General features: G+C 70.8%; 22 protein-coding genes. 6 read left to right on the top strand and 16 right to left on the bottom strand.

Annotation, left to right across the window (positions count from 1 at the left end):
* The first annotated feature begins 29 nt into the window (after positions 1-29).
* The 3 genes from NR792_RS34925 to NR792_RS34935 all read left to right on the top strand — a co-directional run bounded on the left by NR792_RS34925 (position 30) and on the right by NR792_RS34935 (position 2,453).
* On the top strand, positions 30-716 hold the full coding sequence (locus tag NR792_RS34925) for a DNA-3-methyladenine glycosylase family protein (RefSeq protein ID WP_375757032.1): 687 nt from the start codon (positions 30-32) through the stop codon (positions 714-716).
* 82 nt (positions 717-798) lie between these two features.
* Entirely contained in the window at positions 799-1,950 is a 1,152-nt protein-coding gene (locus NR792_RS34930) for a zinc-dependent alcohol dehydrogenase (RefSeq protein WP_375757033.1), read from the top strand.
* Positions 1,951-1,988: 38 nt separating this feature from the next.
* Positions 1,989-2,453 (top strand): hypothetical protein, encoded by a 465-nt coding sequence (locus tag NR792_RS34935; protein ID WP_375757034.1) that lies wholly within the window; start codon positions 1,989-1,991, stop codon positions 2,451-2,453.
* A 7-nt stretch (positions 2,454-2,460) separates the two neighbouring features.
* Here the strand turns inward: NR792_RS34935 and NR792_RS34940 are convergent, their stop codons facing one another.
* The 4 genes from NR792_RS34940 to NR792_RS34955 all read right to left on the bottom strand — a co-directional run bounded on the left by NR792_RS34940 (position 2,461) and on the right by NR792_RS34955 (position 6,081).
* Positions 2,461-2,820: a GFA family protein gene (locus NR792_RS34940; protein ID WP_375757035.1), complete on the bottom strand. Its 360-nt coding sequence runs from the start codon at positions 2,818-2,820 to the stop codon at positions 2,461-2,463.
* A 146-nt stretch (positions 2,821-2,966) separates the two neighbouring features.
* Entirely contained in the window at positions 2,967-3,719 is a 753-nt protein-coding gene (locus NR792_RS34945) for a hypothetical protein (protein ID WP_375757036.1), read from the bottom strand.
* 167 nt (positions 3,720-3,886) lie between these two features.
* Positions 3,887-4,663, bottom strand: coding sequence for a hypothetical protein (locus tag NR792_RS34950; RefSeq protein WP_375757037.1), 777 nt, complete (start codon positions 4,661-4,663; stop codon positions 3,887-3,889).
* Between the two features lie 167 nt (positions 4,664-4,830).
* Complete coding sequence (locus NR792_RS34955; RefSeq protein ID WP_375757038.1) at positions 4,831-6,081, bottom strand: MFS transporter; 1,251 nt, start codon at positions 6,079-6,081, stop codon at positions 4,831-4,833.
* Between the two features lie 84 nt (positions 6,082-6,165).
* Here NR792_RS34955 and NR792_RS34960 point away from each other — a divergent pair, with 84 nt between their 5' ends.
* Positions 6,166-6,870 (top strand): SIMPL domain-containing protein, encoded by a 705-nt coding sequence (locus NR792_RS34960; RefSeq protein WP_375757039.1) that lies wholly within the window; start codon positions 6,166-6,168, stop codon positions 6,868-6,870.
* A gap of 25 nt (positions 6,871-6,895) precedes the next feature.
* On the opposite strand, the gene NR792_RS34965 is transcribed toward NR792_RS34960, so the two are convergent.
* The 4 genes from NR792_RS34965 to NR792_RS34980 form a co-directional block, all read right to left on the bottom strand.
* A complete protein-coding gene (locus NR792_RS34965; protein ID WP_375761745.1) occupies positions 6,896-8,170 on the bottom strand; it encodes a pyridoxal phosphate-dependent aminotransferase in 1,275 nt (424 codons plus the stop codon).
* Positions 8,171-8,209: 39 nt separating this feature from the next.
* The gene (gene dps, locus NR792_RS34970) at positions 8,210-8,692 is read right to left on the bottom strand and encodes a DNA starvation/stationary phase protection protein Dps (protein ID WP_375757040.1); all 483 of its coding nucleotides are present in this window, start codon (positions 8,690-8,692) and stop codon (positions 8,210-8,212) included.
* A 124-nt stretch (positions 8,693-8,816) separates the two neighbouring features.
* On the bottom strand, positions 8,817-9,344 hold the full coding sequence (locus NR792_RS34975) for a carboxymuconolactone decarboxylase family protein (RefSeq protein ID WP_375757041.1): 528 nt from the start codon (positions 9,342-9,344) through the stop codon (positions 8,817-8,819).
* Between the two features lie 6 nt (positions 9,345-9,350).
* Positions 9,351-9,905, bottom strand: a complete 555-nt coding sequence (locus tag NR792_RS34980) for a peroxiredoxin (RefSeq protein ID WP_014394422.1) — start codon at positions 9,903-9,905, stop codon at positions 9,351-9,353.
* A gap of 233 nt (positions 9,906-10,138) precedes the next feature.
* On the opposite strand from NR792_RS34980, the gene NR792_RS34985 reads away from it, so the two are divergent.
* Entirely contained in the window at positions 10,139-11,740 is a 1,602-nt protein-coding gene (locus tag NR792_RS34985) for a sigma 54-interacting transcriptional regulator (RefSeq protein ID WP_375757042.1), read from the top strand.
* 7 nt (positions 11,741-11,747) lie between these two features.
* Here the strand turns inward: NR792_RS34985 and NR792_RS34990 are convergent, their stop codons facing one another.
* The 7 genes from NR792_RS34990 to NR792_RS35020 all read right to left on the bottom strand — a co-directional run bounded on the left by NR792_RS34990 (position 11,748) and on the right by NR792_RS35020 (position 19,625).
* The gene (locus NR792_RS34990) at positions 11,748-12,344 is read right to left on the bottom strand and encodes a hypothetical protein (RefSeq protein WP_375757043.1); all 597 of its coding nucleotides are present in this window, start codon (positions 12,342-12,344) and stop codon (positions 11,748-11,750) included.
* 96 nt (positions 12,345-12,440) lie between these two features.
* Positions 12,441-13,805, bottom strand: a complete 1,365-nt coding sequence (locus NR792_RS34995) for a hypothetical protein (protein WP_375757044.1) — start codon at positions 13,803-13,805, stop codon at positions 12,441-12,443.
* Positions 13,802-14,728, bottom strand: coding sequence for a biotin-dependent carboxyltransferase family protein (locus NR792_RS35000; RefSeq protein ID WP_375757045.1), 927 nt, complete (start codon positions 14,726-14,728; stop codon positions 13,802-13,804). Before NR792_RS35000 ends, NR792_RS34995 begins: the two co-directional genes overlap by 4 nt.
* A gap of 567 nt (positions 14,729-15,295) precedes the next feature.
* The gene (locus NR792_RS35005; protein ID WP_375757046.1) at positions 15,296-16,585 is read right to left on the bottom strand and encodes a LamB/YcsF family protein; all 1,290 of its coding nucleotides are present in this window, start codon (positions 16,583-16,585) and stop codon (positions 15,296-15,298) included.
* A 27-nt stretch (positions 16,586-16,612) separates the two neighbouring features.
* A complete protein-coding gene (locus tag NR792_RS35010; protein WP_375757047.1) occupies positions 16,613-17,305 on the bottom strand; it encodes a histidine phosphatase family protein in 693 nt (230 codons plus the stop codon).
* Positions 17,305-18,384 (bottom strand): phosphotransferase family protein, encoded by a 1,080-nt coding sequence (locus NR792_RS35015; RefSeq protein WP_375757048.1) that lies wholly within the window; start codon positions 18,382-18,384, stop codon positions 17,305-17,307. Before NR792_RS35015 ends, NR792_RS35010 begins: the two co-directional genes overlap by 1 nt.
* Positions 18,385-18,386: 2 nt before the next feature.
* Positions 18,387-19,625 (bottom strand): acyl-CoA dehydrogenase family protein, encoded by a 1,239-nt coding sequence (locus NR792_RS35020; RefSeq protein WP_375757049.1) that lies wholly within the window; start codon positions 19,623-19,625, stop codon positions 18,387-18,389.
* A gap of 60 nt (positions 19,626-19,685) precedes the next feature.
* On the opposite strand from NR792_RS35020, the gene NR792_RS35025 reads away from it, so the two are divergent.
* Positions 19,686-20,648 carry a LysR family transcriptional regulator gene (locus tag NR792_RS35025; RefSeq protein ID WP_375757050.1) on the top strand — a complete coding sequence of 321 codons (963 nt, stop codon included), beginning with the start codon at positions 19,686-19,688 and terminating at the stop codon, positions 20,646-20,648.
* A 212-nt stretch (positions 20,649-20,860) separates the two neighbouring features.
* Here NR792_RS35025 and NR792_RS35030 read toward each other — a convergent pair whose 3' ends face one another.
* Positions 20,861-21,583 (bottom strand): TetR/AcrR family transcriptional regulator, encoded by a 723-nt coding sequence (locus NR792_RS35030; RefSeq protein WP_375757051.1) that lies wholly within the window; start codon positions 21,581-21,583, stop codon positions 20,861-20,863.
* Positions 21,584-21,668: the final 85 nt, after the last annotated feature.

Raw genomic sequence — 21,668 nt, forward strand, 5'->3', positions numbered from 1 at the left:
GTGGCGTGGGGCCGGGCAGCATGCGGCCCATGCCGCGCGCTCCTGTCTCCGTCCCCGTCCTGCTGCCGGATGCCTTCACGCCCGCCGTGCGCCGCGCCCTCGTGCGCGCGGACCCCGTGCTGGGAAGGCTCTTCAAGACGGTGGGCCCGTTCCGCTTCGAGCGGAGCCCCTTGCACAGCCCCTTCGAGGCGCTGGCGCACTCCATCGTCTACCAGCAGCTGCACGGCCGCGCGGCGGCGACCATCTTCGGCCGCGTCTGCGAGCGCGTGGGCAAGGGCAAGGCCTTCACCCCGGAGAAGCTGCTCGCGCTGCCGGACGCCACGCTGCGCGAGGCCGGGCTGTCCGCGAACAAGCTGCTGGCCATCCAGGACCTGGCGCGCAAGACGGTGGACGGCACCGTGCCGTCGCTTGCGCGCGTGCGCCGCATGTCCGACGCGGACCTCATTGAACACCTCACGCAGGTGCGCGGCATTGGCCAGTGGACCGTGGAGATGCTGCTCATCTTCCGCCTGGGCCGGCCGGACATCCTCCCCGTGGACGACTTCGGCGTGCGCAAGGGCTTCATGGTGCTGCACGGCCTGAAGGAACAGCCCAAGCCCAAGGCGCTGCTCGCGTATGGCGAGCGCTGGCGCCCCTACCGCAGCGTGGTGAGCTGGTACCTGTGGCGGGCGGCGGACCTGCCCGTGGGCACCTTCGCACCGCCGGAGGACAGCTAGCCGACCCAGGGCCGGGAGCGCACCGTCCCTTGTCTTACCGCGCGTGCGTCCTCACCCGTAAGGGAACGGAGGAATCCCGCGCATGCGTGCACTCACCTATCAAGGTCCCTATCGCGTCCAGGTGGAGCAGAAGCCGGACCCCCGCATCGAGCACCCCCAGGACGTCGTGTTGAAGGTGACCCGCGCCGCCATCTGCGGCTCGGACCTGCACCTGCTGCACGGGCTGGTGCCGGACACGCGCGTGGGCTGCACCTTCGGCCATGAGTTCACCGGCGTGGTGGAGGAGGTGGGCAAGGAGGTCGCGCAGCTGAAGAAGGGCGACCGCGTGGTGGTGCCCTTCAACATCTCCTGCGGCACCTGCTTCTACTGCCAGCGCGGCCTCACCGGGAACTGCGAGAACAGCAACCCCGGCAGCGACGTGGCCTCCGGCGTCTACGGGTACTCGCACACCACGGGCGGCTTCGACGGCGGGCAGGCCGAGTACGTGCGCGTGCCCTTCGCGGACGTGGGGCCCATGAAGATTCCGGACGACATGGACGACGAGTCCGTCCTCTTCCTGAGTGACATCCTGCCCACCGGCTACCAGGCCGCGGAGATGGGCGAAATCAAGGGCGGCGAGACGGTGGTGGTGTTCGGCGCGGGCCCGGTGGGCCTCTTCGCGATGAAGTCCGCGTGGCTGATGGGCGCGGGCCGCGTGGTGGCGGTGGACCACGTGCCGTACCGCCTGGAGTTCGCGCGTAGGTTCGCCCACGTGGAGACGGTGAACTTCAAGGAGGTGGGCGACATCGTCCTGCACCTGAAGGACATGTTCGACGGCCGCGGCCCGGACGTCTGCATCGACGCGGTGGGCATGGAGGCGGAAGGCTCGCGCGCGCACCGCGTGCTGGGCCTGGGGCTGAAGCTGGAGGCCGGCGCGCCCACCGTCATCGAGTGGTGCATCAACACCGTGCGCAAGGGCGGCAACGTCTCCATCATTGGCGTGTACGGGCCGCCGTGGAACTTCGTGCCCATTGGCACCGCGATGAACAAGGGCCTGACGCTGCGCATGAACCAGGCGAACACGCGCCGGTACATGCCGCACCTCTTGGAGCACATCCAGCAGGGCCGCATCGACGCCAAGGGCATCATCACCCACCGCTTCCCGCTGGAGCAGGCGCCGGACGCCTACCACCTGTTCGCGCAGAAGCGCGACGGGTGCGTGAAGTGCGTGCTCATGCCGCACGGCCACGCGTGAACGACGGACTTCATCCGCTTGGGAACAGGAGGCACGCCATGCCCCAGAAGACGACGCAGAGACAGAGCCGCGCGAAGAAGAACGGCGCCCCGAGGACGCGGGCGAAGGCGAAGCCCGCCCAGGCGGTGGAGAAGCAGGCCCAGGCCGTGGACCTGGACCCCGCCAACCGCCCGGGCGTCCCCATGGAGACGGCGCCCCAGCCGCTGGCGGGGGCGCGCGTGCCCATCGCGCTCCAGCACGCGGACGTGCCGGTGTTCAAGCACGCGGGCCGCAAGGTGATGCCGCCGGTGTTCGGCACCGCCCAGCCTCCGAAGGGGCTGAGCGGCCTCTTGCGCAAGGCTGCCTACGCCAAACCGGACCACAAGCCCGGCCACTGGATGCTGCTGCTCCTGGCGGACCGCGTGGACGTCTGGGAGCACCGGCTGCGGAGGTCCCTTCCATGGGCTGCTCCTTCCGCGGCGGTCCTCTTCGCCGGCCTGATGTGGCGCGCGCGCAGAGCGTAGGTGCGGCTCAGGCGTCCCGGCCGTTGTACTGGAAGGGCTTGAGCGTGGACAGGTCCACGCCGTCCACGCAGCGCAGGTTGACGGCGAACATGTCCTTGCCGTCCGGGCCCTTGCCGGTGGAGTAGGACTGCACGCCGCAGGTGGGGCAGTGCAGGTGGTTGATGACCTTCTTGTTGAACTGGTAGGCCTTCACCACGTCCGCACCGGCGAGGGACTTGAACTGCTCCGGCGGGACGAACGTCAGCACCACGCCCAGCCTGTGGCAGATGGAACAGTTGCAGGTCACCACCTGCTGCAGGTCCGTGGTCACCTCGTAGCGGACCTGTCCACAGTGGCAACTGCCCGTATACGTCTTCATCTCCGCCATGGTGTTTCCTCCCGTTGCTGCGTGAAGCCCGGGCCGGAGCGAGCGCTCCGCCCACCCGGAGCGTGTGGCGCGCATCAATGAACGGAGGCGGCGGGAACCGCAAGCGACCCGGTGCGTGTCCAGGTCGCTTGCGGCGGCGCGTCATTTCAGTCCGCGTACGTCGTCACGGACATCATCCGCACGAAGCGGCGGTCCGAGCTGACCGCCGCGATGGCGAAGCCCTGCGTGTAGCCCGGCGCGCCGCACCCGCGGCAGCTCCAGCCCGTCCTGTAGAGCCGGTTGCTGTTGCGCGAAATCTGCGTGATGTAGGCCACCGCGCCCTCCACCTCGTCCACGTTGTAGCTGTAGGCGCTGAGCTGCCCGATGAGCTCCCGCACGGTGATGGGCTCGAAGATGCTGGCCTGCGGACCGAAGGCGTTGCTGAACGCCTCGCCCAGCGTCTGCTGGTTGGCGACGCCCTGGCCGTTGGGGATGTAGCCCTCGTAGATGCGCGCGGAGGAGAACGAGCCGGTGGCGCCGAACAGCACCGCGGGCGTCTGGGCGACGGGGTACAGGTTCAGCGGGTAGCCCGTGAGGAGCGTGTCGTTCACCTCGTAGAAGTCCGCGAAATACTTCGCCGCGGTGCCCGTCATGGACTGCTGGAAGGGCGTATCGCTGAGGCGGGTGGTGAGATAGGCGCGCTCGGCGCTGTCCACGCCATAGCCGATGTCGTTGAGGAACGCGTCCAGCGCGTTCCGGATCTCCGAGCGCTGGATGGTCGTGCCGCCCGGGCTGGTGGGGCTCTTCGCGGTGGTGATGGCCGCCTCGAAGGCGGGGATGCTGGTGGTGGAGTCGGCGAATGCCGGAGCGGAGAACAGCATCAGACCGCCCAGGAGCGACGTCATCGACAGGGTCTTCATGGGGAACCTCTTCATCAAAGGGGGAGAACCGCGAACGGCGCGCTGGCGAGTACCACGCTCCCCTGACACGGCCCGCGTGAGGTTCCAAAGACACGCGAGGCCCGTGACACGCCCATGATGGAGCGTGTCACGGGCCTGCAATCTTTCACGGCGGCGGTGCTTCAGGCTCAGTCAGAGGCGGTCATCACGTTGACCATCCGCACGAAGCGGCGGTCCGTGCTCACCGCCGCGACGACGTAGCCGGCCGTGTAGCCCGGCGCGCCGCAGCCCCGGCAGCTCCAGCCCGTGTAGTAGAGGCGGTTGCTGTTGCGGGAAATCTGCGTGATGTACGCCAGGGCGCCCTCCACCTCGTCCACCGTCGGCGTGCCGGCCACGGTGCGGCCGCTCAGGAGCGCGAGGAGCTCCTTCACGGTGATGGGCTCGAAGGTGCTGCTCTGCGGGCCGAAGCTGCCGAACGCCTCCATCAGGATGGCCTGGTTGGCCACCACGCCCTGGCTGTTGGGGATGAAGCCCTCGCGGATGGTGGAGGAGGAGGCCAGCGGACCGGTGGCGCCGTACAGCGACGCGGGCGTCTGGGCCACGGGGTTCATGGCCCACTGGGCGTACGGGTAGGTGGCGTCGTTCAGCTCATAGAAGTCCGCGAAGTACTTCGCCGCGGTGCCCGTCAGCGACTGCTGGAAGGGCGTGTCGCTGAGGCGGGTGGTGAGGTAGGCGCGCTCGGCGGTGTCCACGCCCGAGGGGCCGCCGGTGTCGTTGAGGAACGCGTTCAGCGCGGTCCGGATCTCCGAGCGGAGGATGGTCGTGCCGCCGGGGCTGGTGGGGCTCTTCGCGGTGGTGATGCTCGCCTCGAAGGCGGGGATGCTGGTGGTGGAGGTGGCGAACGCCGCCGGAGCGGTGAACAGGGCCATCGCGCCCAGCAGTGACGTCATCGACAGGGTCTTCATGGGGACCTCTTCGTTCGCGGCCCGCGGGACGGGCGCGCGGTCAGGGGGGAACCGCATACGACGCGATGGCGAGTACCACGTTCCCCTGACACGGCCTTCGTGAGGTTCCTGTGACGCATGCACCCGTGACACGTCCGTGATGGAGCGTGTCACGAGCCTGGAATGTTTCAGGGGGCCGGCTGCACGGCCGTGGGCGTCGGCGCGTTGCGGCGCAGGGGCGCGAGCAGCGCGAGGAACGCGGCGGACAGCGCGACGCCCAGGAGGAACACGTTCGCGTAGCCCAGGTTGCCGAACTTCGGATCCGCGAGCATCCCGGCCAGCGGCCCCGCGGGCGCCTTGCCCGCGACCTCCACGCTGGCCAGCAGCGTGAAGTGCGTGGCGCCGATTCTCCGGTCCGTGCGCGACATCATGAACGCGAACATCACCGTGGTGAGCGCGCCGCCGAAGAACTCCTCGGTGAGCGTGACGCCCAGCACGCCCGCGTCGCTGACGCCCGCGCGCGTGAGCAGCCACCGCCCCGCGAGCGGCAACAGGCGCAGCGCGCCGGTGAGGGCCACCGCCCGGAGCAGCGGCAGGCGCGCGGCGAGCAGCCCCCCGCACGCGGACCCCAGCAGCGACGCGGCGGTGCCCCACGTGCCCACCCACAGGCCAATCTGGCCGGGCGTGTAGCCCGCGTCCACGAGGAAGGGCTTGTAGAGGACGTCGGACATCGTCTCGCCCAGCTTGTACGTGCCGATGAAGAGCAAGAGCCACCCGGTGCCCGGCACGGTGAGCGCGGTCCGGATGCGGGCCCAGAGCGCGGGCCAGTCCAGCTTCGGTGACTCCGGGCCTTCGGCCTCGCGCGGAGGAGGTTCGCGCACGAGGAGGACGACGGTGAAGACGGCCAGGCACAGCGCCGCCATGGCCAGGAACAGCCCGGACCAGCCGATGCGCGAGCTGGCCCACACCAGCAGCCCGCCGCCGGTGAGCATGCCCAGCTTGTAGCCCACGACCTGCGCGGTGTTGCCCGGGCCCAGCTCGTCCGGACGCAGGAGGTCCACCGCGAAGCCGTCCACCGCGATGTCCTGCGTCGCGGCGAAGAGGTTCATCACGAAGATGAGGCCCAGGAGGAGCGGCATCGAGTCCCGGCCCGCCGCGAACGCGGCCCCGACGCACGCGAGCGCCAGGCCCGCCTGCATGGGCAATATCCACGACCGCCTGCGCCCGATGCGCGCGGAGCCGTAGCGGTCCACCAGCGGGGCCCACAGGGCCTTGAGCATCCACGGCAGGGACAGCGCGCCCGCGAAGCCCAGCGCGGCCAGCGACACACCGCGCGAGCGCAGGTAGACGGGCAGCGCCGTCACCTGGAAGCCGAAGGGCAGCCCCTGCACGAAGTACAGCGCGCACAACAGCCACAGCCGGGACGGGATGCGTCGCATGGTCGGGGCGGAGCATAGGCGCGCCCTCCGGTGTCCGTCGCGGGCCTATACTCGCCGTTCCAGTCACCACCCCCGGGGAGACGCATGCCGGAGCAAGCCGCAACCGAGTCGGGAATCATCGTCGTGGAGCTGTCCGCCGAGCACGAGCTGGAGGCGGACCACGTGGACGCGGTGGTGGAGGTGAAGGCTTCCGAGTTCTTCACCGGCAACGCGGCCTTCACCAACGCGCGCGAGGTGGCCTCGCTGGTGAGCCGCATGGGGGAGCTGGGCGTGCCGGCCTCGGCCTTCACCCTCCAGGCGGTGCAGGCGGAGACGTCGGAGGGGCTGCTCTCGCGCTCCTCGTCCGCGCGCTACACGGTGCGCATCCACCTGGCGGACATGGGGCGGGTGGGGGACGTGCTCGCGGCGCTCTCCGCCCTGAAGCAGGCGACGCTGCGCGAGCTGCGGTGGGGCTACACGCGCGAGCCGGAGGCCCGGCAGGACTGGCTGGAGGCGCTGGCCCGCGAGTCGGTGAAGAAGGCGCGCCGCGTGGCGGCCGGGCTGGGCGTGACGCTGGCCGGGCTGCACCGCTTCTCCGAGCGCACCTGGGAGTCGCAGACGCGGGTCTTCGGGCTCCGGGCCGGGGGCTACGGCGGGGACGAGGAGGTGATGCCCAGGGGAGCCATGACCGTGGCCAGCTACAGCGCGGCCCGCCCCTCCGCGGCCATGGGCTTCACCGTGTCCCACCGCAAGAAGGTGCAGGTGATGGCCACGGCGGAGTTCCGCACGCATCCGGCCCCCGAGTCCTGAAGCGCCCGGGGCCGGGCATCCCGCTTCACGGCGTGGCGCCGGGCGTGTGCTTGAGCACGAGCGCTTCCAGCCGCTGGAGCGCCTTGTCCAGCGTCTCCCACGACGGACCGAATGACAGGCGCACGTAGCTGCGGAAGCGGCTGGCCCGCGCGCGGCGCTTGCCGGGGTTCACGTCGAAGAACTCACCGGGCACGGTGATGACCTGGTGCTCCAGCGCGGCGCGGAAGAAGGCCATGCCGTCGTTGAGCGGCGCGGGCAGCCCGGACAGGTTGCCCCAGACGTAGAACGTCCCGTCCGGCGCCCGGTCCGTGCGGATGCCCAGCCGCTCCAGCCGCGAGTGGAACTTGTCTCTCTTCTCCCGGAACGTGTTGTGGATGGCGCGCGTCTCCGCCACCACCGTGTCCTCCTGGAGCAGCGGGATGGCCGCGCGCTGCAGGGGCCGGCTGCCGCCGCCGTCCAGGAAGCTGCCCGCGCTGGAGACCGTGTCGATGACCTGCTTGGGCCCCACCGTCCACGTCATGCGCCAGCCCGGGTAGCGCCAGTTCTTGGTGAGCCCGTCGAAGAGAATCACCGGGTCGCGGTTCACGTCCTCCACGTACCGGGCGGCGCTCTCCACCGGCAGCACGCCCGGGCGGCCCGTCCAGACGTAGTGCGAATAGAACTCGTCGATGAGCAGCGAGCACTCCAGCTCGCGCGCCACGCCCACCCACCGCGCCAGCTCCTCCCCCTGCACCAGCTTGCCGGTGGGGTTGCACGGGTTGGAGAAGAGCAGGGCGGACAGCCCGCGGCCTTGAATCTCCCGGCGCAGGTCGTCGTGCGTGAAGGCGTAGCCGCGCTCGCCCTCCAGGAGGATGGGGATGGCGGTGAACGCCTTGAAGACGTCCAGCAGCTCTTCGTACGCGGTGTAGTCCGGCAGGAAGTGGCCCAGGTTCACCTGGCCCAGGCTGGCCGCGGCGCGGGTGAGGGCCGCGCGGCCGCCGCCGGACAGGCAGACATTCTCCGCCTTGTACTGGGACGGCATCCCCTTGCGGTAGAGCCGGTTGTAGAGCCCCGCGATGGCCTCGCGCACCTCCCAGAGACCGGCGACGGGCGCGTACTCCTGGTCCGCCATGTCCACCGTCACCGAGTGCACGCGCGGCGGGGCACCGGGAAGGTCTCCCGTCTCCGGCTGACCCTGGCCCAGGTTGCACCAGTCCGGGTCGCCGGGACGGTAGCCGCGGCGCGTGGCCTCGGCGGTGACGAAGATGACGCCCGTGCGGGGCACGGTGCGAAACGCATGCAGGGGGACGCTGTCGCTCACCAGGAGCACGCTAGCGCGCCCCCTGCTTCGGTGCAGCCCCTAGCCTTCCAGGGAGGCGCGCAGGAACCAGGCGTGCTTCTCGAACTCGGTGATGATGCCCGTGAAGAGGTCCACCGTGTCCGTGTCCTTGAGGCCTTCGGCCGCCGTGCGGCTCTCGCGCAGGCCGGCGAGGTACACCTCGATGCGCTCGGCCAGGAGCTTCACGTGCTCCAGGTCGCGCGAGGTCTCCTGCGGGTACTCCGGCAGGCGGCTGTGCTTGCCCACGTGGCGGCTGGTGCCGTACGCGCGCCCGCCCAGCGTCACCGCGCGCTCCGCGATGGAGTCGTTGTGGTTGGCCAGGCTCACCGCGAAGGTCTCGAACAGCGGGTGCAGCGCGGCGAACTGCGGGCCCTTGATGTTCCAGTGGGCGACCTTGATCTGCGAGTGCAGGTCCAACCCGTCCGCGAGCCGCTCGTTGAGGGTGGCGGCGATGGCGGTGCGGGCCTGCTCGGAGAGGGGACTCGGGCTCTTGTAGAGGGCCATGACGAACACGTTCCTTTCGGTGAAGGGTGGGACGTCAAAGAGAAAGACAGGGGGAAAAGACAGCGCCCCCCGGTGTCTTCCACCGGAGGGCGCCCGTCACAGCTTGGAGATAACGACGAGGGGACTAGGACTCCAGTCCAACCGCCGCCGCGTGGATGACGCTCGCGATGCGGACCGCATCGTGCACGTGCTCCTCGCTCAGGCCGCCTTCCAGCACGACCTTCTCATGCGACTGGATGCACATCTCGCAGCCATTGATGGCGCTGACCGCGAGGCAGACCAGCTCGAAGTCCACCTTGTTGGTCAGCACCTGCGCCAGCCGGTTCATCCGCAGTCCGGCCCGCTTGGTCGCGTACGACTCCTTCCCGACCATGTGACGGAACCGGTAGAAGACGTTGTTCATCGCCATCAGCGAGGCCGCCGCGCGGGCGTCCTCGAGGACCGGCGTGGCCTTGTCGCCCAGTGCCTGCTTCGCCTCATTCAGGATGGCTTCCTTCAGCCGCTCGTTCCGGGCGGCGAAGGCGCAAGCCACGGCCGTCCCCCAGCGCTGCTCGGGGGTGAGGCTTCCCCCCTCCAGGACCGCGGAGAGGTTGAGGCGGGTGTCCTTGTGGGCGTCCGCGAGTTCGCTGCGGACGACTTCGAGCGAAGCCATGGTGCCTTACCCCGCCTTCTGCAGCTTGGAGGTGAGGGTCTCCTCACCCTTCTGCCAGTTGCACGGGCACAGCTCGTCGGTCTGGAGCGCGTCCAGCGTGCGGACGGTCTCCTTGACGTTGCGGCCCACGGACAGGTCGTTCACGGACACGTGGCGGATGATGCCCTCGGGGTCCGCGATGAACGTGGCGCGCAGGGCCACGCCCTCTTCCTTGTGCAGGATGCCCAGCGCGCTGGACAGCTCGCGCTTGATGTCCGCCAGCATGGGGAAGGGCAGGTTCTTCAGGTCCGGGTGGTGCGTGCGCCACGCGTGGTGCACGAACTCGCTGTCGGTGGACAGACCCAGCACCTGCGCGTCGCGGTCCTGGAAGTCCTTGTTGTGCTTGCCGAACTCCGCGATCTCCGTCGGGCAGATGAACGTGAAGTCCTTCGGCCACGCGAACAGGACGGTCCACTTGCCCTTGTACGTGTCGTTGGAGATGTCCTGGAACTCCTTGTTCTTCTCCAGGCTCACGGTGCCCTTCAGCTTGAAGTTCGGAAGCTTGTCGCCAACGGTCAGCATGGGTTTCGACTCCTTGGGGATGGGGGGCGGGCCACCGTGGTCCACCCCAGAGGTTGTGAGTTGCTACCGGGTAAAGCATCCACCGTGCCAGTGCTTCAACTTCCGTGATTCCAAGGGGTTACTGCATCCCCCAGAATCTCCACCGGCGGGGCGGTGGCGCCGGATTGGTGCATAACGAAATCCCGGTGTGTTTCGCCACTGCAATTTCGGTGGGTCGCTATTATCGCTAACACATGCCGGACGAAATGATGGGGCGCCACCCGGAAGTGACGCAGGATGCTCGGGAGCTGGTCGAGCTGGCAACCACCGAAGAAGGGGTGGGAGAGCTGCTCCGTCGGGGATTGGACTGGCTGACGCGCGTGGTGCCCTTCGACCTGGCCACGCTGTTCCTCCTCAAGGAGGGAAAGCTGGAGGCGGTGGCCGCGCGCGGCCCGCTCGCCAACCAGGCGGTGCGCAAGCACTCACTGCAGCTGTCGGACTTCCCGTCGCTGAAGCAGGCGCTGGAGACGCGGCGCGCGCGGGCGTTCACGGAGGAGGACCACTCGCACGGGGATGGCGACCCGTTCGACGGGGTGCTGGACCTGCCCGCGGGGCACTCGTGCATGGTGGTGCCGCTGTGCGCGGGGGAGCGCTGCTACGGCGTGCTGACGCTGGACCGCGCGCAGTGTGAAACGTACGCGCAGCCGGTGGTGGACCTGGTGGAGGTGTACGGGCAGATGCTGGCCACGGCGCTCCAGGGCGCGGAGCAGCGCGCGGTGGTGGAGCGGCTGCACCGCCAGGACCACGAGCACGCGAAGCTGCTGGAGTCGCAGCTGGGCGGGGACTCCGAGGGCATCCTGGAGTCGTCCTTGAGCCCGGTGATGCGCGACCTGTCCCGCCGCGCGCGGCAGGTGGCGGAGACGGACACGCCGGTGCTGATTACCGGGGAGACGGGCACGGGCAAGGAGCGGCTGGCGCGGGCCATCCACCGCTGGAGCGCGCGGGCGGACCAACCCTTCGTGTCGCTCAACTGCGCGGCGATTCCGGCGGGCCTGCTGGAGAGCGAGCTGTTCGGCCACGTGAAGGGGGCCTTCACCGGCGCGAACCGCGACCGTGCGGGCCGCTTCCAGATGGCGCACGGGGGCACGCTGCTGCTGGATGAGATTGGCGAGCTGCCGGTGGAGCTGCAGGCGAAGCTGCTGCGCGCGCTCCAGGAGAAGGCCTTCGAGCCGGTGGGCAGCGACAAGACGGTGCGCGCGGACGTGCGCATCCTCGCGGCGACGCACGTGGACCTGCACCAGGCCATCGCGCAGAAGCGCTTCCGCGAGGACCTCTTCTACCGGCTGAGCGTCTTCCCCCTGCGCCTGCCGCCCTTGCGTGAGCGGCGCGAGGACCTGCCGCAGCTCACCGTGTTCCTCCTGGAGGAGCAGGCGAAGCGGACGGGCCGGCGGGGCATGCGGGTGACGGCGTCGGGGCTGGCGCGGCTGGCGGCGTACGACTGGCCGGGCAACCTGCGCGAGCTGGCGAACGCACTGGAGCGCGCCACCATCCTCACGCGCGGCCAGGAGCTGACGGCGCAGTCCTTCGACCTGCCGGGGGAGCGCGCGCGGGAGGCGCCGGGCCCGGCGTCAGTGGAGGAGACGCCGGCGCCGCTGCCCGCGGGGGCGAAGGTGCCCACGCTGGCGGCGGTGCAGCGCGAGCACATCCTGCGGGTGCTCACGCTCACCCGGGGCCGGGTCTACGGCGAGGGCGGCGCGGCGGCGCTCTTGGGGCTCAAGCCGTCCACGCTGCAGAGCCGGATGAAGAAGCTGGGCATCGCGCGGCTGGAGGGCTTCACCGCCGCGGAAGACGCGTGACGCGAGCTCAGTGCCAGCCGCTGTCCTCGCGGGCCTCGCGGCGGTCCTCGCGCATCTCCTGGCGGTTCTGCGACTGCTCGGCGCGGGCGAGCTGGACCAGGTCGGCGATGAGCATGCGCTTGCGCGAGAGGCTCCCGCTGTCCAGCCGGCCGTAGAGGTTGTTGAGCTCCTGGGCGATGGAGCGCGTCTGCCGCAGCGAGCGGGACTCCTGGCGGGCGTCGCGCACGTCGTCGCGGTGGTCCTGGCGGTCGTCGCGGCGGTTGCCGTCGTAGCGCACCTCGCGGGCGCTCGAGCGCGCCTCCCGCTTGTCCTGGGACAGCTCGCGGCGGGACTCGTTCAGCTCCGAGGCCACGTAGCCGCGCAGCTCCTCTTCCACCTGGAGCAGGTCACGGCGCGCCGACCGGCCGCGAGCGGAGTCGTAGCGGGCGAGCAGTGACTCCAGCTCCCGCAGGTCGTGGTGATCATCCCGGCTCTCGCGGCGGTCCTGCCGCAGCTCCTGGCGGTTCTGGACCTGCTCGCCGTGGTGGTTGCCGCGGGGCCCGCCTGCGTGAGCCAGGGCCGGGAGGGACAGCGCCATCGTTGCCAGCAGCCACTTCGCCATCATGGGGGAGGCTCCTTCAAGTGCGTCGGATGCCAGGATGGACGCAGCTTGTCGCCGCGAATTCATGGCCGGAGCCTTCCCCAGAGGTGGGAGCGGGGCCTACGACACCGCGGGTGCGGCCGGGCGCGGGGCGGAGGGCGCCACGGGGTAGTGGGCCTCCTTGCCGAAGGGCTGGTCGAACAGGTGCGGATCCGACTGGCGCGAGCGGAAGAGGTCCACGATGTAGTTCATCCGCTGGTCCAGCTGGCTCCAGTCCTTCGCGGCGGTGCCCTGGAGGCTGTCGGGCGTCTTGTCCATGCGGCCCAGCAGCTCCTTGAGCTTCGCGTTCTCGAGGGTGCGCAGGTGCGGCGGGAAGAGCGTGGACTCCATGCCCGGAGGGGGCGGCAGGTCGTTGCCCAGCTTCAGCGCGCCGCCGGGCACCGCGAGCTTCATCATGTGCTCGGTGGCGATGCCGCGGAACGTGCCGGCCAGCGCGTCCACCAGCGGCTTCGTGGCCAGGTCCACCGCGCCCGCCTTGATGGCGGCCTTGGCGGCGAGGTTGGCGGGGAAGGGCAGCGCGTTGGCGCCCGCCTCGATGCTCTGTTTGAGGATGTTGGCGAAGACCTCCTTCACCGGCGCGTTGAGCGCCTTCTCCACGTAGCCCTGGAGCTGGGTCTGCTCGTGCAGGCCCACGGTGTCGTTGGCCAGGAGCATCAGCTCGGCCTTCTTGTTCGGGTCCTTCTCGAACATGGCCTGCGCGTAGTTGCCGAAGGCCTCCTTCAAGAGCGGCTTGTCCTTGGGGAAGCCGTCCAGGTACTGCTGGAGCTTCGCCGGATCCAGCTGGGTGTCACCCTGGAAGGTCTCCACGAAGCGGGCGAACTCGTGGCCCACCTCCCGGAAGACGAACTGGTTGCCGTCGCCAATGGCCTTGCTGACGTTGTCGAGCGCGTCCGCGCCGGCCTTGGCCAGGTCGCCGGTGGGCATGGCGGGCAGGCCCAGCTTGCGCAAGAGGTCGTCCACCTTGGACATGGCCTCGCCCACGACGCCGCCACCCTTGAGCACGTCCACGAAGGCCTTGGGCATGTCCTCCTGGCGGATGCTCACGCCGGCCTGCTTCGAGGCCCACGTCGCGTAGGTGGACCAGTTGGCGTTCTCCTTGCCCAGGAGCGTGCCCATGGCGTCGGACAGGTCGTGGTAGCCCTGGGTGATGGCCAGGTTGCGCGCGACGGGGTCCTGCATCGCGGCGATGTTCGCGACGTCCCTGGCGGTGGGGTAGGAGCCCGGCGTGGGGCGCGGGCCGCCCTGCTGGGGGGCGGCGGCGGGGGTGGACAGGGCCACCGGGGCCCGGCGGGCCTTGGGCGACTCGAAGAGGGAGCTCCCCTGGGCGCTCCCGGGCTTCACCTCGTTGCGGGGGCGCGGCGGGACGGCCGGCTCCGGCGTGCGGGGAGTGGCGGTGGGGCGCGGGCCGATCTTCGGAGGAGTCATGCCCCCAGTATCGAAGGGACCGGGCCCGAAGTTGTCCCCAGGAGACAGGCGGGGTGGTTCTTCCAGGCCTGCCGCGCCTCTTCCATCGAGACGGCCTGGAATCGCACCGGGGCGCCTGGACGGCGAGCACCCAGCCGGCCCCAGTCCGAGCGGATGACCGCGGCGATGAGCGGGTAGCCGCCGGTGGTGGGGTGGTCCGGGCCCAGCACGATGGGCGTCCCGGAGAGGGTGACCTGGATGGCGCCGCGCACCATGGGGCGGGAGGTGCCCGCGCCTTCATCTCCGTGGGGCACGGGAGGCCCGTCCAGCCGCTGTCCCACGCGGTCGCTGGAGGGTGACACGGTGAAGGTGCTGCCCAGGAGGAGCGCCACGGCCGCGTCGCCAAAGCGGGACGCATCCGGGCCCAGGAGCACGCGCAGCGGGGCGGCGGGGTCCAGGGCTTCGGCGAGACGCAGGAGGTCGGCTTCGGAGGGCGATGCACTCGGCGTGGCGGGAGGTCCCAGCGGGAGCCGGTCGCCGTTGCGCAGGGGACGGCCCTCCCATCCGCCCAGGCGCGCGACCCACAGGGTGCCCCGGCCACCGAGGACCTCCGGGACGGCCAGTGCGCCATCCACGGCCACGTAGCGCACGGCATACCGGGTGGGAGCGGGGACGGTGAGCGTTGCGCCGTCCGCGAGGAAGCTGGGTGCCGCGCCATCCACGGACACGCGCACGTCACGGCCCCGCGCACGCAGTTCCAACCGGCCGAAGGCTTCGAAGGCCGCGGCGCCGGGCGCATTGCCCACCGCGCGGTTCGCCGCGATGAGCAGCTCCGGAACCCACGCGCCGCCGGGCGGCACGCCGTGATGCATGACCCCGAGCCGTCCACCGTCCTGCACCGTGGCGGGCGCGCCCAGTCCGACAACCTCCACCCATGCGCTCATGGCGCCTCACCCCGCATGGTCATGCCCCTGTCCCTGGGACATGGACTCTGTCCCCCGGATGAGAAGGAGGGAACCCGGCTGGGGCTCCCCGACGGCCGCGCGCCGCGCGAACCTGTCCGACAGTCGGACCCGTTTGGGAGAGCTGGGGCCCGGAAGGCTCCCGCTCCAGCCCGGCAGCGGAAACCTGTCCGACAGTTGGACCCGTTGGGAGAACCAGGGTCCTGGGGGCTCCCACTCCATCCTGGCAGTTGAACCTGTCCGATAGCCGGACTGGGTGGCAGAGCCAGTGCCCTGGAGGTTCCCGCTCCACTCGGACCGCGGAAACCTGTCCGACAGTCGGACAGGTTTGGACGACCGTGGCTGGGGGCTCCTGCTCCATCCGACCCGCGGAAACCTGTCCGACAGTCGGACAGGTTTGGGACAACCGGGGCCTGGAGGCCTCGGGTCCACCCGTGCCGTGGAAACCTGTCCGACAGTCGGACAGGTTGGGACTGTATCGGGCGGCGGGCGGGGTCCCGCATGGCTGTCCGGGCCAGGCCTCTTCGCCCGGCCTCCCGTGCAGGGCCTTCATGCATCCACCGGCTCGAAGCGCACGCGGTCGCCCAGGTGCAGCACCGCGCCGTGCTGGGGGTCGAACGCGGTGAAGTCCAGCGCGGTGCCCACGAGGTTCCAGCCTCCCGGCGACGCGAACGGGTACACGCCCGTGCGCCCTCCGGCGATGCCCACCGCGAGCGCTGGCACCCGCGTGCGCGGCACCGGCAGCCGGGGACACGCGATGCTCGGATCCACGTCCCCCAGGTATGCGAAGCCGGGCAGGAACCCCACGCAGCGCACCGTGTACTCGCGCGCCGTGTGGCGCCGCACCACTTCCTCCACCGTGAGGCCCGCGTGCTCGGCCACCTTCGGCAGGTCCTCGCCGTCGTAGCGCACGCGGATGCGAATGAGCGGATGCTCCACCGGGGCGACAGGCGCCACGCGCAGCCGCGTCAGCACGAGCGCCGGGGACTCGGGCGGTGTCGCCGGGTCGAAGTACACGCACGCGTGGGCCTCGGTGATGACCGCGTCCTGTACTCCCGGCAGCGCGCACAGGACTTCTCTCGCCAGTCCCCGGTCCACGGCTTCCGGCAACACCAGCCGCAGCGCGCTGTCCCCAATGGGCTCGGGTGGCTGCTCCAGCGCGTCCAGCATCGCGCGCACCTCGCGGGCCAGTGTCACCGCGCCCGGCGTGTCGCCGTGCACGCAGAGCGAGTCCACCGTGCCGCCCGTGGCCAGCCGCACCGTGTTGTCCCGCGCCTGTGCCACGTCCGTCAGCACCGCGCCGGGCTGGCCTCGCGGAATCAGCGAACCGTCTGGCAGCGTGCCCCGGTCCGCGAAGCCCTCGCGCGCATACCCGAGCCCCGCCGCCGCCGCCGCGTCCCTCAACGCTCCCGCACCGGGTCCCACGACCGTGACGTCCGTCCCCAGGGCCTCCACCACGCCGTCCACCACCGCTCGCGCCAGCGCGGGGGACTTGTTGGCCGCGTGGTACAGCGCTCCATGGGGCTTCGCGTGCCGCACCGGCACGCCGCGCTCGCGGGCCAGCGTGGCCAGCTGTCCGCACTGCCCCGCCACCTGCGCGCGCAGCACCTCCGGCGCCACGTCCAGGGCCTTGCGTCCGAAGCCCTCGCGGTCCGCGTACGACGGGTGCGCGCCGGCGAGCGTGCCGTGGCGCTCGCACAGCTCCAGCGCCCGCCGCATGGACGCCACATCCCCCGCGTGTCCTCCACAGGCGATGTTCGCCAGGTGCGCGAGCGCGTAGAGCTGTTCGTCCTCCCCGGGCAGCTCCCCCAGGTCGATGTTGAGCAGGCACCGCGTCATGGGACCACGCTACGCGAGCCCCCCACCTCAGCGGTAGGTGATGAGCGCGCGGTGTTCTCCCTCGAAGTGTCCGTGCTCGTTGAGCGTGGACAGATACCGGCCCCGCTCGCTGTAGAGGACCTTCGTGACTCCACAGTTCGCCAGCGTCCAGTTCGTCCGGAACGCATGTGCATCCGGGATGCCCAGCAGGTCCTGGCTGATGGCCGTGATGGGGCCGCCGGAAGTGAACACCAGCGCCGTCCTGGAGGGCCCCAGCGAGGCCACGAGCGTCGCCAGCGCCTCCAGGCAGCGCGCCTTGAAGGCGGACCAGGACTCCCGGTACTCGCTGTCGTGGCCGCCCGCGACCCAGCGCCCCACGGCCTGGGTGAACAGGTCCTGGTACGCGCGGCGGGGGTCCTTCGTCGCGGCCAGTTCCTCGCGCAGCACGGCGAAGTCCGCGTAGCGCGGCGTGTGCCGGTGCACGACCTCCTCGTGGTCGAACTCGTTGAAGCCCGCGGTCCGCACGGGCTCCACCTGCTGGCCCAGCGCCTGGAGGCACGCGTCCGCCGTCTCGCGGTGGCGCAGCATCGTGCCCGTCACCACGGCGTCCACCTTCGGCAGCCGCGAGCGGAGGGCTTCCCCCAGGACGCGCGCCTGCTGCACGCCCACGTCCGACAGCTTGTCGTAGTCCTTCGCGCCAAAGGACGCCTGGCCGTGGCGGATGAGGTAGAGCGCGCCCATCAGCCCCCCGCCTTCTTGATGAGCTGGCGGCAGCGGTAGGCCAGGTAGTTGACGATGAGCCAGTAGTTCTTGAACGCCGGGTTGCGCGTCTGCTTGTGGTGGTAGCGGTAGTAGATCTGCTGCGCGATGACCGCGAGCCGGAACACGCCGTAGACCTCGTAGAAGGTCCAGTTGGCGGGCTTCAGGCCGGTGCGCTCCAGGTAGTACGCCACCACCTCCTCGCGCGTGAGCATGCCGGGCAGGTCCGTGGGCTGCCGGCGCGTCATGCGCAGGAACGCGTCGTCATCCGCCTGGACCCAGTAGGCCAGCGTGTTGCCCAGGTCCATCAGCGGGTCGCCCAGCGTGGCCATCTCCCAGTCCAGCACCCCGATGACCTGCGTGGGGTCCTCCGGCTTGAGCACCACGTTGTCGAAGCGCCAGTCGTTGTGGATGACGCACGTCTTGATGTCCGGTGGGACGTGCGCCGCCAGCCACTCGCGCGTGCGCTTCATCCGGGGCACGTTCCAGGTGCGCGCCTTCTCATAGCGGTCGGACCAGCCGGAAATCTGGCGCTGCGGATAGCCCGGCCCCTTGCCCAGCGACGTCAGGCCCACCGCCTGCGCGTCCACGCCGTGCAGCGCGATGAGCTGATCCACCACGTTGAGGCACAGCTGGCGCGTGCGGGCCCGGTCCAGGTTGAGCCCCTTGGGCAGGTGCTTGCGCGGGATGAGGCCGGGGATGCGCTCCATCACGTAGAACTCCGCGCCCAGCACGGCCGGGTCCTGGCACAGCCCCACCATGGTGGGCACCACCGGGTACACGGGCTTGAGCGCCTGCTGCACCGTGTATTCACGCGACATGTCGTGCGCGGACTTCGCCTTGGTGCCAGCGGGAGGCCTGCGCAGGATGAGGTCGCGGTTGTCGTACTTGAGCCGGTAGGTCCAGTTGGAGGCGCCGCCCGTGTACTGCGTCACCTCCGGCGTGCCCTGGAGCGAGGGCACCTGGGCCTTGAGCCACGCGTCCACCGCGGGCACGTCCAGCGCCTCGCCGGAGCGCACGGCCTTGCCCTCGTCCAGCGGGATGGAGACCGGGGTCGTCATGTTCAACCTCCCTTGCTGAAGCCGCGCTTCGCGAGCTCGATGCGGGTGATGACGCCCTTGTGGACTTCATCCGGGCCGTCCGCGATGCGCAGGCTGCGCGCCTGGGCGAAGAAGCCCGCGAGCGGCGTGTCGCGCGACACGCCCGCGCCGCCGTGCACCTGGATGGCGTCGTCCACCACCTGCTGGAGCACGTTGGGCGCCACGACCTTGATGGCGGAAATCTCCGTCATCGCGCCCAGCGCACCCACGTCGTCCAGCTTCCACGCCGCGTACAGCGTGAGCAGGCGGGCCTGGTCGATGGCGATTCGCGCCTCCGCCACGCGCTCGCGGTTGCCGCCCAGGTTGATGAGCGGCTTGCCGAACGCGGTGCGGCCCATGCCGCGGTCGATCATCAGCTCCAGCGCCCGCTCCGCCGCGCCGATGCACCGCATGCAGTGGTGGATGCGGCCCGGGCCCAGCCGGCCCTGGGCAATCTCGAAGCCCATGCCCGGGCCGGAGATGAGCGCGGACCTGGGCACCCGCACGTTGTTGAAGTGCACCTCGCCGTGGCCGTGCGGGGCGTCATGGTCGCCGTAGACGGGCAGCATGCGGATGATCTCCACGCCCGGCGCGTCCAGCGGCACCAGTACCATGGAGTGCTGGTGGTGGCGGTCCGCGCCCGCCTGGGACGTGCGGCCCATGAAGATGGCCACCTTGGCGTTGGGGTGGCCCAGGCCGCTGGACCACCACTTCTTGCCGTTGAGCACCACGTGGTCGCCGTCCACCTCGGCGGTGGCCTGCATGTTGGTGGCGTCCGACGACGCGGCGTCCGGCTCCGTCATGCAGAACACGGAGCGGATGTCGCCCGCGAGCAGCGGCTTCAGCCACTGCTCCTGCTGCTCCGGGGAGCCATAGCGCCAGAGGACCTCCATGTTGCCGGTGTCCGGGGCGCTGCAGTTGAAGACCTCCGGCGCCATGAAGCTGCGGCCCATTGCTTCCGCGAGCGGCGCGTACTCCAGCGTGCTCAGGCCCGCGCCCAGCTCCGCGTCCGGGAGGAAGAGGTTCCACAGCCCCTCGGCCTTCGCGCGGGCCTTGAGCTCCACCATCACGGGCGGCACCTTCCACTGGCGCCAGTCGCCGCCGGCCTCCATCGCATGCAGGGCCTGGAGGTAGGCGCCCTCCACCGGCTCGATGTGTTCGGACATGAAGCGCTTCACGCGCTCCAGGTATTCGGTCGTCCTGGCGGAGGGCTGGAAGTCCATGCGGGGCATCCTGCGCCCCGGCGGGTTGATGAAGCCACTGAATGTTGGTCATGTGTTCTCATGAAGCCTGTTCAGGATTCCGCTGCCCGCCCGGCGCTCGACCTCAATCTCTTCCGGGTGTTCGACGTGGTGTTGCGCGAGCGCAACCTGGCCCGGGCCGCGGACGTGCTGTTCCTGAGCCCCTCCGCCGTGAGCCATGCGCTGGCGCGCCTGCGCGAGCAGCTGGGCGAGCCGCTCTTCGTCCGGGAGGGCAGGGGCGTGGCGCCCACGGCGCTGGCCGAGCGGTTGGCGCCCGGCATCCAGGACGCGCTTGCGCTGCTCCAGCAGGCGGTGCACCGCACCCGGCACTTCGAGCCGGCGCGCGACGTGCTCCATGTCGCCCTGGCGATGCCTGACGTGCTGGAGCCGTCGCTGTTGCCCGCGTGGGTGGAGCGGCTGCGCGTGCGGGCGCCGGAGGCTCGCGTGACGAGCGTCCGGCTGGAGCGCACGCGGCTGGAGCGGGACCTGGCGTCGGGGCGGCTGGACCTGGCGATCGACGTCGCGCAGCCCACCGGGCCGGACCTGCGGCACACGGTGCTCCTGCGCGACGAGCTGTGCGTGGTGGCGGCGCGAAGGCGCTCGCTGACCGGGGCCGCGTACCTGTCCGCGCGCCACGTCGCGGTGTCGTCCCGGCGCACGGGCCTGCCGTTCGAGGACCTGGTGCTGGGCCGGTTGGGGCACCAGCGCGACGTGGCCGTGCGGTGCCAGCACTACGAGGCCGCGTGCCGCATCGTCGCGGGGTCGGACCTGCTGCTCACGATGCCCCGGAGGCACGCGGAGGCGCTCAACGCGGGGCTCGGCAACCACCTGCTGTCCGTGCCGCTGGCGCTGCCGCCCGTGGACCTGCACCTGTACTGGCACCGTCAGGTGGATGAGGACCCGAAGGGCCGCTGGCTGCGCGAGGAGCTGCTCGCGCTGACCGGCGAGGTGATGCGCCCCGTCCGCTCGAGGCGCGCACCGCGCTCGCGGCGTCCCGGAGGATGAGCGCTCCGGCTCCAGGCTTCAATCCGGCGCTTCGTCTGGCCATGATTGGCGCTGCATCCCGGCGGATGAGTGCACCGCTCCTGGCTTCGGGCCCGCGCTCCACGTTGACCTGCTTGGCGCCCGCGTAAGCAGGGCGTTGGCCATGCAGGGGCATGACCCGGCGTGGGGATGTGTCGCCATCGTGCGACGCGGACCTCGCCCTGCGCTCTGGCTCAGCGACGGCGCGGGCTTGGGGCCTTGCGCGGCGTGCGGGGGGAACGCGTCCCACGCCGGCCCTGGGCCTTCGGCTTGCGCGTGGGGGCGCGGGGCGGGGTGGGCTGCTCGATGCTCGCGAGCATGATCCGCCGCAGGAGCGCGTACACGGGCAGCGGGTCGAAGCTGTTGTCCAGTTGGTGGTGCAGCGCGAGCCCGTCCACGCACGCCTTGATGATGACCGCGTAGTGCAGGTCCTCCGCGGTGGGAGCCGTGTCGTGGCCCGTGCGCACGTGCGCCACGGTGCGGGCGATCTCTCCGTCCCCCTGACCCAGCAGCTGCGCCACGGCGGGCGTCAGGTCGCGGTTGCGCAGGCCCAGCGCGAACAGCTCGTAGCGCAGCCGGCACGTCCCGGGCGCGTCCGTGGCCAGCTTCTCGCCCCAGGCGAAGGCCGTCTCCGCCAGCTCCTCGGCGGGCGTCTGCGCGCGCAGCCGCTCCAGCTCCGACATGTACTGGCGGCTCGCCTCCTGTGTCACGGCCAGCAGCAACGCGTCCTTGCTGCCGAAGTAGTAGTGCACCAGCCCCTGGTTCACCCCCGCCTCGCGCGCCACCTCCTTCACCGTCGCGGCGTCGTAGCCCCGCTCCCCCAGCACGCGCTGGCCGGCGGCGATGAGGCGCGCCCGGGCGTCAGGCTCCGGAGCGGTCGGGGGAGGCGGCGTCTTGCCACGGCGGGGGGATGGCATCCCAGACCCATAGGGCACCGCCTCCCACCCCCGCAAGGCCGACGACCGGTCGCCGGCTTGACATCCCGCGTTGCCAGTCTTAGTT

The organism is Corallococcus exercitus (assembly GCF_042231735.1).
GTDB classification, from domain to species: Bacteria; Myxococcota; Myxococcia; order Myxococcales; family Myxococcaceae; genus Corallococcus; species Corallococcus exercitus_B.